Annotated in this window: 5 protein-coding genes and 1 pseudogene; 1 reads left to right on the top strand and 5 read right to left on the bottom strand. The window is 71.7% G+C overall.

Features of this window, described 5'->3' with window-relative positions:
- Window positions 1-143 precede the first annotated feature (143 nt).
- From ACFV8T_RS13655 to ACFV8T_RS13640, 4 genes are all read right to left on the bottom strand, one after another.
- Window positions 144-866 carry a TetR/AcrR family transcriptional regulator gene (locus tag ACFV8T_RS13655; protein ID WP_385327188.1) on the bottom strand — a complete coding sequence of 241 codons (723 nt, stop codon included), beginning with the start codon at window positions 864-866 and terminating at the stop codon, window positions 144-146.
- 61 nt (window positions 867-927) lie between these two features.
- Entirely contained in the window at window positions 928-2,007 is a 1,080-nt protein-coding gene (locus ACFV8T_RS13650; protein ID WP_385327187.1) for a PDR/VanB family oxidoreductase, read from the bottom strand.
- Window positions 2,008-2,009: 2 nt separating this feature from the next.
- Window positions 2,010-2,915, bottom strand: a complete 906-nt coding sequence (locus ACFV8T_RS13645; RefSeq protein ID WP_385327185.1) for a metal-dependent hydrolase — start codon at window positions 2,913-2,915, stop codon at window positions 2,010-2,012.
- A 75-nt stretch (window positions 2,916-2,990) separates the two neighbouring features.
- The gene (locus tag ACFV8T_RS13640; protein WP_385327184.1) at window positions 2,991-4,934 is read right to left on the bottom strand and encodes a hypothetical protein; all 1,944 of its coding nucleotides are present in this window, start codon (window positions 4,932-4,934) and stop codon (window positions 2,991-2,993) included.
- 477 nt (window positions 4,935-5,411) lie between these two features.
- Here ACFV8T_RS13640 and ACFV8T_RS13635 point away from each other — a divergent pair, with 477 nt between their 5' ends.
- Complete coding sequence (locus ACFV8T_RS13635) at window positions 5,412-6,140, top strand: BTAD domain-containing putative transcriptional regulator (protein ID WP_385327182.1); 729 nt, start codon at window positions 5,412-5,414, stop codon at window positions 6,138-6,140.
- 311 nt (window positions 6,141-6,451) lie between these two features.
- Here ACFV8T_RS13635 and ACFV8T_RS13630 read toward each other — a convergent pair.
- Window positions 6,452-6,989: pseudogene (locus ACFV8T_RS13630) on the bottom strand (hypothetical protein); the annotation flags it as partial.

Raw genomic sequence — 6,989 nt, 5'->3', positions numbered from 1 at the left:
GTGGGGCGGGGGAGGAAAATGAGGGGGTGTCTGTGGGGTCGCCTTCTAGGGTGACTCTTCTGCTTCGCCTTCTCCCCTTCCCCGGGGGGGGGGCCCCTGCGTCTCCCCCTTCCTCCCCCCCCCCCCGTGCCGCCGGACAGGTGCTACGACAGCCGCTGCGGGGGAACGGCCGGTACGGCGGGCGCCAGGGCGGAGAGCCGCTCCAGCAGCTCCCCGAACGGCCCGTCCGCCGGCTCCTGTCCGAGCACCCGCAGCACGATGCCCGCCGTCTCCGGGCTGTACGCGGCACTCACCGCGGCCAGCGCGGCGAAGTCGTGCACCAGCTGCAACTCCAGCTCCTCGCGCGGAATCCGCCGCCCGTCCAGCCAGATCAGCGCCGTCGACTCGGCCAGCGACACCCACGACCGCACGATCAGCTCCAGCCGGGCCGGGGGATCCTCGACCCCCAGATGGGCCAGGATCTGCTCGCAGGCGGCCTGCCGCACCCCGTCGATCATCGCGTTCGCGGTCGAGGACCCCGCCGCGGGCCCGCCGCGCATCAAGGCCGAGAAGCCGGGCCCGTGCTCGTCGACGAAGTCGAAGAACCGCTCCATCACCCTCAACAGCCGCGACCCGAGCGGACCTTCGCGCGGCTCCACGAACCGGGCCGCCAACTCGTCGGCCGCCCGCCGCAGCGCGGCCTCGTAGAGGCTCTGCTTCCCCGGGAAGTAGTGGTAGACCAAGGGTCGCGAGATCCCCGCGGCGGCCGCGATCTCGTCGATCGACACCTCGTCCGGGGCGCGGTGACTGAACAACTCCAGCGCGACACCGATCAATTGCTGTCTGCGCTCCTCGACGCCCATCCTGCGTCGCACCCCGGTCGTCATGGTGGACAGCGTACCGAGTGGAGCGGCGGGGGAGGGGCGTCGGGCGGCCCCGGACCTGCTCCTAGAGATCCAGCACCAGCCGCTCGCCCCGGCACCGCGACACGCAGATCAGCATCGAGTCGTCCCGTTCGGAGTCCGTCAGGAGCTCGTCGCGGTGGTCGATCTCGCCCTCCAGGACGCGCTGTTGGCACGTTCCGCAGAAGCCCTGCTCACAGGAGTACGACACGTACGGAAGCTCGTCGCGCACCGCGGCCAGCACCGACCGGTCCGCCGCCACCCGGACCGTGCGGCCGGAGCGGCGCAGTTCGACCTCGAAGGGGCCGGAGCCGGCCGACGACCCGGCCGCCGTGAAGCGTTCCAGATGGAGGGTGCGGCCGGGCGGCAACGCGGCGGTGACCGCGTCCATCAGGGGTTCGGGGCCGCAGCAGTAGACGGCCGTGCCCTCCGCCGTGTCCGCCAGGGCCGCGGCGGTGTCCGGACGGCCCGCCTCGTCCTCGGGGACGACCGTCACCCGGCCGCCCTCCGCGCCCAGCTTCTCGATCTCGTCCAGGAACGGCATCGAGGCACGGGTCCGTCCGCCGTACAGCAGCCGCCAGTCGGCTCCCGAGGCGGCGACCGACCGCAGCATCGGCAGGATCGGGGTGATGCCTATGCCGCCCGCGACGAACAGGTACGCGGGGGCGTCGGCGAGGGGGAAGCGGTTGCGCGGGTCGCGGATCTCCACCTCCTCGCCCTCGTGGAGCCGCTCGTGGACCTCGCGGGAGCCGCCGCGGCCGTCCTCGACCAGCCGCGTCGCGATGGTGTACGTGCCGGGGTCGGCCGGGTCCCCGCACAGGGAGTACTGGCGGACCAGGCCGGAGGGCAGCAGGAGATCGAGGTGCGCGCCGGGCTGCCAGGCGGGCAGCGCGGAGCCCTCAAGACGGAGCTGGACGACGCCCTCGGCCGGGGTGGTCCGCTCGGTGATCAGCAGCCGGCGGGTGGCCGTGGTGCGGCGCTCGGAGTGGCCCGAGACCGGTTCCTCCAGGGCCGGCAGCGGCCACAGCGGGGAGTTCTGGATGCGGCGGTGCAGGGCGCGCTTGGCCAGCAGTGCGGCGCCGGCGACCAGGACGACGGTACGCAGGCGGGGCAGGGGGAGCGGCATGGTCAGCTGGTTCCCGTCATACGGGCCTCGGCGGCCGTGGCCGCGGGCGAGTGGGCGAGATAGTCGATGGCCTGGGCCGTACTGCCCTCCTGCGAGGGGTGATAGCCGCGGCTCAGATAGCGGGGCACCGAACGCAGCAGATCACCGGTGGCGGGCAGGGTGCCGCGCCTGCCGCTGAGGTAGAAGTCCTTGACCGACCCCTTTCCGTTCAGCAGGCTCGGGTCGTTCTCCATGAAGAAGCGGATGCCCCGCTGCCAGAGGAAGACCAGCGCGCCGAACGCCGTGGCCCAGGTGCGCGCCCGCCGCCGGTAGCCCCCGTCGACATGCATGAACACCTCGAACGCGACCGAGCGGTGCTCGACCTCCTCCGCACCGTGCCAGCGCAGCAGATCCAGCATCATCGGATCGGCGCCGCGCCGGTCCAGCTCGTCGGCGTTCAGCACCCAGTCGCCGAGGAAGGCGGTGTAGTGCTCGATCGCCGCGATCAGCGCCACCCGCTCCATCAGCCACCACTTGCTCGCCCGGCCCGGCGGCAGCGTCCGGTCGCCGAGCAGCTTCTCGAAGAACCAGTCGACCTGCGCGGTGTACGGCGTCGGGTCGAGACCGAGCTCCTTCAGGCGGGGCAGCACGTCGTCGTGCGCCTGGGAGTGCACGGCCTCCTGGCCGATGAAGCCGATGACGTCCTGGCGCAGTTGCTCGTCGTGGATGTACGGCAGCACCTGCCGGTACACGTGGATGAACCAGCGTTCCCCGGCGGGCAGCAGGAGGTGGAGCACATTGATGGTGTGTGTGGTGAACGGATCGCCCGGCACCCAGTGCAGAGGAGTCTTCTCCCAGGCGAAGGAGACCTTGCGGGCCTTGAGAGGCGTCCGCTCCGACGCGACCGGCGCTGGCTGCGTGTTAGACATGTTGTCAATGTACTGAGAGGTAGGGCGCGGGAACAGAGGCGTGCGGCGAATTCCTGACCTCGGCGGGACGACGCGTCAGCGCAGCCCGCCCGCCCGACTGCCGTCCGTCAGCGTCCCGTTCAGCCGCGCCCGGTCGCCCGCCCTGGCCGGCACGGCGAGGAGGCGGCTGTCGGAGTGCCCCTCCACTCCGCCCGACGCGATCAGCGAGGCGAACTGCTCGCTGCCCGCCGCCAGTACGTACCAGCGGCCGCCCTGCGACTTCCACAGCACCCCGGCGAGCACCCGCGGGTCGCGCGCCCCGCAGGCCGGGGAGTCCTCGGCCCTGGCCGCGACCGTCCCGGGCGGGCCGCCCGTCGCGACGGCCGGTGCCGACGGGGCCTGGAACTGGGCGAGGACCCGGCTCCCGGTGCCCCGCCAGGTCTCCGCCCTGGTGCAGAGCCAGCGCGCGGAACCATCGCCCTCGGGCAGCGGCTGCTCGGCGTACTGCCAGGAGTTCACCGACCGCACCCCGTACGAACGTACCGCCGGCAGCAGACAGGCGGTCCGCGCCCAGCTGTCCCGCTCCGCCCGCCCGGCGACGTCGTGCGGCGCGGACGGCGGGCCCGAGGTCAGCCGGGCGGGGGTCAGTTCGCCCAGGTCCGTCATCAGCCGGGCCGCCGAGCCGTCGCGGATCTCGATCACCTGCCAGGCACGGCAGTCGCGGGCGGTCGCCGGGCTGGTCAGCGCGGCTGTCACACCGTCGGGACCGCGGCGCAGCGGCTGCGGGGCGCCGCCCGGCGCCAGCAGGTCCCGCACCGACACCGCGGTCACCCAGGGCGCGGTGAGATAGCGGATCCGGTCGTCGGCACGGGCCACGATCAGGGCGGCGGCCGACGCCATGTCCGCACCGTCGACCCGGGCGAAGTCGAGCCCGACGCCCTCGTCCCGGTCGGCGGCACGGGGCTCCGCGTACCGCACGATGCGCAGCCCGTCGTAGAACAGCACCACCGTCACCCGGTCCACCTCGCCCGCGTACAGCAGTTGCGGCGCGCCCATCGGCGGCCCGATGGGGGTGTCCGGGGTCGCCGAGATGCGCACCGTGCCGTCCGGGTGCGCCCAGACGGTGAGCGCGCGGCGCAGCAGCCGGGTGTCCTCGGCGCGGTTGCCACGGGTGGGCCAGGCGGTGAAGTCGGTACGCGGCGAGCGCCGCCAGAAGTTCGCGGACACCCGGCTCGACCTGACCGGATCCAGGGCCTGTGCCACGGCGGCGTCATGGGTGTACGACGACGCGGTCCGGGCGTCGCGCCCCCAGCCGTTGCCCGGCAGCCCCAGCAGCGCCCCGCACACCAGCAGTGCCGCGACGGCCGCCAGCACCGCCTTCGCGTGCTGCCGGCGGCGCAGCAGATCTGGCGGCCGGGCCTGGAGCGAACAGGGGTCGAACTCCGGGGAGCCGAGGAGCGCGTACGGCGCCGGGACGCCCTCCGCCTCCGCGAGCGCCGCATGCGGGTCCGCGACCCCGGCAGCCGCGAGCACCCGCCGCACCTCCGCGTCGGCCAGCTCCTCCAGGCCGCGCAGGGCATGGGCGGCGCGCCCCGGACCGGAGAGCGCCGACAGGGCGTGCTCCAGGGCGAGTCCGTCCGATCCGCCCGAGTGCGGGAACAGCCGCAGCCCCCACACGAGCGGAAGGAGCGACGGCGGCCGGGTGCGGGCCCACGCACGTCGTGGACGGCCCGCGTCCAGCGCCGCACGCAGCACCCGCCCGCGGGCGCGGGCATAGGACGGATCGACCGCCGCCGCACCGCCGGGCCTGCGCGGCACCGGGATGTCGCCTCCGGCCCCGTACCCCGCCCGGCGTCCGGACAGCAGGCACCGCTGGGCCAGCGCGTGCGCCCTCAGCACCCGGCGGTGGCTGCCGAGGGACGGCGGCAGCACGAGATAGCCGAGTCGGACCAGCCGCGGATAGTGCTCGACGAGCGCCGCCCCGGCATGCTCCCCGTCGGCCGGGGCGGCTGCGGAAGGTACTTCTGGCAGTGGACGCACGTTCAGCAGAACGAGCGAATCGTGCGATGGTCACCCCGGCCCGGCGGTGCGCGGAGCAACGGGCCGTCCTCTCACCGCAGTTGCCACCGTCCCCTCACCGCAGTTGCCACCCGCTGAACTCGACCGTGCCGCGCAGCCCGCTCCCGCCGTTCGTCGCGCTCATGAAGATCCCCACGTCCTGGGCCGCCGCCGTCCCCCGGCGCGGCGACCGTGCCCGCCGTCCGTCGGTTCACCCCGTGCGCCTACCTGCGGAAGCTCGGCCGAAGGGCACCAATTTTTGAACCAGATCAGGACAATTCGACATCTCTTGGCGGGTAGAGCAGCATTGCTATGCGGGAGGTGTACAGATCGCTGGCCCCAGCAATGACGGCGCGGCCAGTTGACGGGCGCCGGGTAGACCGACCCCTACGCGATCACAAAGCCATGAGCTCATATGATCTCGCTTTCTTTCCGCCGCCCACCAGGTCCGGGCCGTCCGTGAGCATCTCTCTTCTCGGCGGTTTCGACATCGTAGTCGGCGACGAACCAGTGACCGTCCCAGTTGGCTCGAAGCGACTGCTTGCGTTTATCGCGCTACAATCCCGGGCCGCTGTCCCTCGAACTCTGGTAGCCGGGAGTCTCTGGCCCGAAGCATCCGAGCAAGGTGCGAACACGAACCTGCGGTCGGCATTGTCACGCCTCCAGGGTCTCGGGAAGCAAGCACTGAACATCTGCCCCGCCGAGTTGCGCCTCGCGCGGGAGGTCACCGTCGACCTGTTTCGAGCTCGGTCGTTGGCCCAGCGAATACTCGATCCCCATGTCCTGGCCCAGGAGCTCGACCTCAACGCGGCGGCCGTCGACCAACTGTCCGCCGATTTGCTGCCCGGCTGGTACGACGAGTGGATGTTGCCGGAGGCGGAGCAATGGCGGCAGCTTCGACTCCACGCACTTGAGGCACTGACGGGTGCCTTCATTGACACGAAGGAATTCGCCTGGGCTGTGACGGCCGCCCATGCGGCTGTCCAAGCGGATCCGCTGCGGGAGAGCAGTCAGGCTTCGCTGATCCGCGCCCACCTGGCGGAGGACAATCGGTCCGAGGCACTGTGCGACTTCGAACGCTACGAGCAGCACCTCCGCGACGAGCTGGGACTCCGACCCACACCGCGGCTGCGCCGGCTGGTGTCCGAACTGCAGCAGTCGCGCCCCGGTAATGGATCCAGCCCCTAGCTGTAGGTTCCCGTCGTAGCGTGGAGTCATTGGCTGCAGGGAAATTTGGCGGCTGCGGCGGCTGCGGGGAAATTTGGCCGAACTCGGTATGGCACCTCGCGTGGTGAAGCGCCGCTGAGGCTTTGACCAGATGGACATCGTCACGCACCAGACCTACGTTGTCACGGCCGTGCCGGGTCGTGCTTCGACTGCGCCGCGAGTGAGTTCCCGGAGTTGGCGAACCGGATTTGGCGAACCCGCCACTGCCCAGTGGCGGGTTCGCGCTACCGAGTTTGGTCGGCAGGCTTGTCGTGGTCAGCACGCGACAGAAGTCACGTCTGTGCGCCTTGCTGGAGGACGTTGCCGTTGCCTTCGCCGGTCTGGGCGCCCTGTTGCAGGACGTTGCCGTTGCCTTCGCCGGTCTGTGCGCCTTGCTGGAGGACGTTGCCGTTGCCTTCGCCGGTCTGTGCGCCTTGCTGGAGGACGTTGCCGTTGCCTTCGCCGGTCTGGGCGCCCTGCTGGAGGACGTTGCCGTTACCGCCGGTCTGTGCGCCCTGCTGGAGGACGTTGCCGTTACCGCCGGTCTGTGCGCCTTGCTGGAGGACGTTGCCGTTGCCCCGTCCGGTCTGGGCGCCTTGCTGCAGGACGTTGCCGTTGCCTCCGCCGGTCTGGGCGCCCTGTTGCAGGACGTTGCCGTTACCGCCGGTCTGTGCGCCCTGCTGGAGGACGTTGCCGTTACCCCGTCCGGTCTGTGCGCCCTGTTGCAGGACGTTGCCGTTGCCTCCGCCGGTCTGTGCGCCCTGCTGGAGGACGTTGCCGTTACCGCCGGTCTGTGCGCCCTGCTGGAGGACGTTGCCGTTGCCTCGTCCG

This window comes from Streptomyces sp. NPDC059832 (assembly GCF_042731715.1).
Classification (GTDB): domain Bacteria; phylum Actinomycetota; class Actinomycetes; order Streptomycetales; family Streptomycetaceae; genus Streptomyces.
This window is presented reverse-complemented; position numbering and strand designations above follow the sequence as displayed.

Excerpts from the sequence above, each read along its gene's own strand:
- ACFV8T_RS13655 (WP_385327188.1), bottom strand. The coding sequence starts at position 866 with ATGACGACCGGGGTGCGACGCAGGATGGGCGTCGAGGAGCGCAGACAG.
- ACFV8T_RS13650 (WP_385327187.1), bottom strand. The coding sequence starts at position 2,007 with ATGCCGCTCCCCCTGCCCCGCCTGCGTACCGTCGTCCTGGTCGCCGGC.
- ACFV8T_RS13645 (WP_385327185.1), bottom strand. The coding sequence starts at position 2,915 with ATGTCTAACACGCAGCCAGCGCCGGTCGCGTCGGAGCGGACGCCTCTC.